4 protein-coding genes are annotated in these 3,746 nt (G+C 44.8%); all 4 read left to right on the forward strand.

Annotated features, from left to right (window positions below):
* The coding region (locus ACTIE6_RS12940; RefSeq protein ID WP_056285661.1) for a YtxH domain-containing protein at positions 1-289 on the forward strand (289 nt) is incomplete at its 5' end.
* A gap of 50 nt (positions 290-339) precedes the next feature.
* Positions 340-654: a hypothetical protein gene (locus ACTIE6_RS12945; RefSeq protein ID WP_439557039.1), complete on the forward strand. Its 315-nt coding sequence runs from the start codon at positions 340-342 to the stop codon at positions 652-654.
* Positions 655-1,190: 536 nt separating this feature from the next.
* Positions 1,191-2,633 (forward strand): RNA polymerase factor sigma-54, encoded by a 1,443-nt coding sequence (rpoN, locus tag ACTIE6_RS12950; protein ID WP_439557040.1) that lies wholly within the window; start codon positions 1,191-1,193, stop codon positions 2,631-2,633.
* Positions 2,634-2,664: 31 nt separating this feature from the next.
* On the forward strand, positions 2,665-3,746 hold a 1,082-nt coding region (locus ACTIE6_RS12955), incomplete at its 3' end, for a sigma-54-dependent transcriptional regulator (protein ID WP_439557041.1).

Raw genomic sequence — 3,746 nt, forward strand, 5'->3', positions numbered from 1 at the left:
TATGTCAGCTAATAGAGTTATTTTAGGAGTTGTGTCAGCGGCACTTGTAGGAGCTGTTATCGGATTGCTGCTAGCGCCCGAAGAAGGATCTACCACAAGAAAGAAGATCAAGAAAAAAACAAACAGCCTGGCCAGCGACCTGATTGATGCGCTGGAAAGAAGCAAGCATGATGCTAAGAAAGCAGCTGAGGATTTGAAGGAGGAGGGACTTGCATATAAAGATGAAGCAGTAAACAAAGCAGCCGAATATACAGATGCTGCAAAAAATGAAATCAACGATTTTAGATAAGAAACTTAGGCCGGAATCAAGCATTCCGGCCATTTTTTACTAGTAGCTATATGGAAAATTCATCGACTACATCAACAAACAAAACAGGCAGCAAGCCTGCCTCTGAATCGTACAGCTTTGTAAATAGCCTGGTAGCATCAGGTAAGCAGGCGCTGGGCGGGGGAAAAGGGCTGCAAATGGGCGTGCATACCCTGATTGCTCGTACCGCACTGAAGCGACTGCCGCCACCTCTGAACTTCGTAGTACCTATGGTCGTGGAGAAGGTTATCCTGAAACACGGTGTAAGTGAGGGGAAGGAAGTGTTGCTGAAAGGATTGCGTTGGGTGAAGAAGGTAACCGACGAGCCCGCGACCAAGCCTGTTTAATCATCATTATTTAGAAATAGATAAAACCCTTCACTTGGAGGGTTTTTGTTGTTTGCTGGCTAAGTATTCGCAGGCATGCGGCAACATCAGTGTATGTCGGCAAGGCTTTTGTTTTATTACAGGTATCCCGTTATCTATTTTCCGCAAACAAGGAATAAACGGGATGTTTCAGCCATAGAAAAAAACGGCAGCATTAATGCCGGAATTCCTTTGCAAGAACAACTTTGTCTGTCAGGATTTGTCTTGATACTTTTGATAATCAGACATATAAAAACGAATGCAATCCGACCCGTGACCAAAGGGTGGCAAAGTACGTTTTACTGATCATGCACACTTAGCTGAGTTTCAAAACCAGCTTCCGGCTGACACCAACGTGAGCAAAGACGTAGAGAATTGTGACATTCTGAATTATAATACTCAGTCTGTGGAAATAACTACGCAATCTTTATATTCACGATTGACCTTACAGGAAGATTGAATAAAGAGTAGTAAATTTAAAGCATTAAGAGAATTACCATTTTACCCTTACTTGCTCTATGCAAAGACAAACGCAGACGCAAAGGCAGACCTTAAAATACTCTCCATTGCAGATTCAAATGCTGAATTTATTGCATTTGACGACAATGGAGCTTGAACAACGAATCAAAGAGGAATTAGAGGAAAATCCTATTCTGGAAGAAGGTAAAGAAGAGAGTGCCGCGGAAGAAACAGCGGACGATTTCGATGATCCTTCGGACTCCGGCTCGGGAGATGATACGTCCGTACAGGATTATTATGATTGGGACGAGTTCAGGGACGACGATATTCCTGATTACAAAACATACGCAAACAACCAGTCGGCTGACAATGAGCTTTACACCCGGCCGATGGTCGAATCGATCTCCTTCCGGGACGATTTGAAGCAGCAGGTGCATTTCCTCAGACTCGACGAAAGACAGCAGCTGATCGCAGATTTTATCCTTGACTCGCTTGACGAGGATGGGTTTCTCAGACGCGAAAGCGAGGTAATAGCAGACGATATTTCATTTGCCAACAGCATGTTCATCGATACAGATGAGGTGAACCTCATGCTGAAAGTAATCCAGCAGCTTGATCCTGCTGGTATCGCGGCGAGTGACCTACGAGAGTGCCTGCTGATCCAGCTTAATCGCATAGAAACGCAGAATGATACCTGGAAATGGGCATACCGGATTGTGAGTGATGCATTTGATGAGCTTGGTTCACGCAATTATGACAAGATCATGCGCATTACCGGGCTGGATGAAGAGTCGCTCAAAAAGGCAGTTCAGCTGATTACCACGCTTAATCCCAAACCTGCTTCGGGACTTCGCAATGATTCCATTGTTAATGAAAGTATCAAGCCGGACTTTATGCTCTGGTATACCGAAGATGGAGAGATTGAAGTACAGCTTACCTGGGGAAATAGCCCTGCATTGAAACTGAACAAGGTTTTCACGCAGATGGCCGAGCAGAAGAATGACAAGGCGACGAACCAGTTCCTGAAAAATAAAATGAACTCTGCGAAATGGTTTATTGACGCCATTAAGCAGCGTGAAAATACAATGCTCAGCACATTGAAGGCTATTGTTAGGTTGCAATATGATTACTTTCAGTCCGGCGATGTGAAAAAGCTCCGTCCGATGATCCTGAAAGATGTAGCTGAGATCATTGATATGGATATTTCAACGGTATCACGCGTTACAACCAACAAATATGTACAGACACCATTCGGGATCGTTTTGCTGAAAGACCTGTTTACAGAAGGTGTTACCAATGAAGATGGCACCGAGGTTTCTAACCGGGAAATCCAGGAAGCAATCCGTGAGATTGTGCTGGACGAGGACAAGAGACATCCTTACAACGATCAGCAGATCACAGACATGCTTTCCGAAAAAGGCTATTCAGTCGCGAGAAGAACGGTGGCCAAATACCGCGAGCAATTGAACATACCGACTGCAAGATTACGAGTTACCATATAAATCTGATTAAGTTAAGCCCTAGAAACCTGGCATGAAAAAAATAGTTGTTGTTGATGATGAGGCAGATATTTGTTTTCTGTTGAAAAGATTTTTGTCCAAGAATGATTTCATAGTTGAAACAGCGCAAAACGGCAAGGACGGACTGGCATTGATCGAATCGGTCTCTCCGGATCTGGTTATGACTGATTTCCGTTTGGGGGATATTACCGGAACGGAATTGCTGACTGCTATTAAATCCAAAAGGCCGCACGTGCCGGTTTTGATTATAACGGGCTATTCAGATATTAAAGTGGCGGTCAGCGTAATGAAAGCTGGTGCTTATGATTATATCACCAAACCGCTTTTTCCGGATGAAATCCTGGTAACGGTTAAAAAAGCGCTCGCCGACGCAGAATCTTCGCAGAATGACGAGCAGGAATACTCGTATTCAGGTACGCCAGGCGCTGCTTCTGAAACAACCACTGCGAAGCCGACCAGAAAAATGCATTCCCGGACCAAGGCAGGTTACATTATGGGTAACAGCGATGTTTCGGATAATCTTTTCAAGCAGGTCGACCTGGTCGCACCGACCAATTTCAGCGTGATTATTTACGGAGAAAGCGGCTCGGGAAAAGAGGCGATCGCGCAGGAAATTCACAACCGTTCACGCAGGAAGGATATGCCCTTTGTGGCAATGGACTGCGGTGCTATTTCGAAAGAACTCGCAGGTAGTGAATTGTTCGGTCACGAAAAAGGATCATTTACGGGTGCATTGCAAACCAAAATCGGTCACTTTGAGCTGGCTAACGGAGGTACCCTGTTCCTTGATGAAGTTTCCAACTTATCATACGAAATACAGGTTGCGTTGCTGCGTGTAGTGCAGGAGCGTAAGATGAGGAGGATCGGGGGTTCCAAAGAGATAGACCTTGATGTACGGATTATCGTGGCAAGTAACGAGCGCCTTCTTGAATCTGCCAAAAATGGCAAGTTCCGCGAGGATTTGTATTACCGTTTCAACGAATTTACGATCGAAGTACCTGCATTGAGAAACCGTAAAGACGATCTGATGCTTTTTGCAAGCTCGTTCCTGGATACCACCAACGCAGAGTTGAACAAGAATGTAATCGGGTTTTC

This window comes from Dyadobacter sp., from assembly GCF_051859145.1.
GTDB lineage: Bacteria > Bacteroidota > Bacteroidia > Cytophagales > Spirosomataceae > Dyadobacter.